3 protein-coding genes are annotated in these 888 nt (G+C 53.9%); 1 reads left to right on the forward strand and 2 read right to left on the reverse strand.

The annotated features are described in order from the left end of the window. Nucleotides 1-94: 94 nt before the first annotated feature. Nucleotides 95-289 (reverse strand): hypothetical protein, encoded by a 195-nt coding sequence (locus ACXJ7R_RS34615; RefSeq protein ID WP_457155719.1) that lies wholly within the window; start codon nucleotides 287-289, stop codon nucleotides 95-97. Then, a complete protein-coding gene (locus tag ACXJ7R_RS34620; RefSeq protein WP_457155720.1) occupies nucleotides 270-419 on the reverse strand; it encodes a hypothetical protein in 150 nt (49 codons plus the stop codon). The genes ACXJ7R_RS34615 and ACXJ7R_RS34620 overlap by 20 nt, the downstream gene beginning before the upstream one ends. Here ACXJ7R_RS34620 and ACXJ7R_RS34625 point away from each other — a divergent pair. After that, nucleotides 418-888 (forward strand): hypothetical protein (locus ACXJ7R_RS34625; RefSeq protein ID WP_457155721.1); only part of this gene is annotated, 471 nt, incomplete at its 3' end. The genes ACXJ7R_RS34620 and ACXJ7R_RS34625 overlap by 2 nt on opposite strands.

The raw sequence follows: 888 nt of genomic DNA on the forward strand, positions 1-888 counted from the left end.
ATCTATCGCTGTGCGACTTGCGGAGATGAGATTGCCGCGAATAAGGGCAATCCGCTGCCTCCGCAAAACCACCATCAGCACACCAACCGCGCGCCTATCGAGTGGCAACTGATGGTGTGTTCTGTTCAGCAATGAGAACGGCGGGCGCTATCTCGATCTTGGGGTAGCGCCCCCATAGTGCCGGTGCTAGGTCGGCGAGCGACTGCGCAATTCCGAGTAGCTTGCCTGCCTCGAATTTTGACTGCAACAGCGTTGCAGCCTCTGCCACGTCAGGATCGATGGTGATCATCGGTCTTGTCCTTCTGCGGCTTAGCTTCGTGCTTTTCCGGCTTGGCCTTGGGGTTAGGCGGGGTCTTTACCAAGCGCTCCATAATGCGCTTCGTCTCATCCAGGTCTTTGTCTTTGGGGGTTTCGGGCATGCCATCTACCGATCAGTCTGAAGATATCCAACGCGCTGTAGGCACCGCGTTGCTCGAATGGGGTCTGGTCGAGCTAGAACATGCGAAACTCTTCCAGACGGCGACATGCGGCCAACACGACAATCATGCATTGTATGCCGCGTATTGGGCCGTTGTCTCTTTCGAAAGCCGCCAAAAAATGGTGGATGCAGCCCTTAGAGAGACCTTTACCGACCACCCCGATTATCTTGCCACATGGAACAACCTAAACAACCGCCTGATCGGCAAGAACAAGGTTCGGAACAAGCTTGCGCATGCCCAACTCCTAAACTTCCGAAAGGATCAGAAGGATCAATTTGACACCTTCCTTGTTCCATACATGTGGGGGCGACTGGACGAGCATCTCGCTAACAACTTTGAAACGTCAATGTCAGTCAATGACGTCAATGCGATCGCAGGAGCCTTTCGTGGACTTCGTTCAGATCTACTC

It is taken from the genome of Mesorhizobium sp. P5_C1 (genome assembly GCF_054049815.1).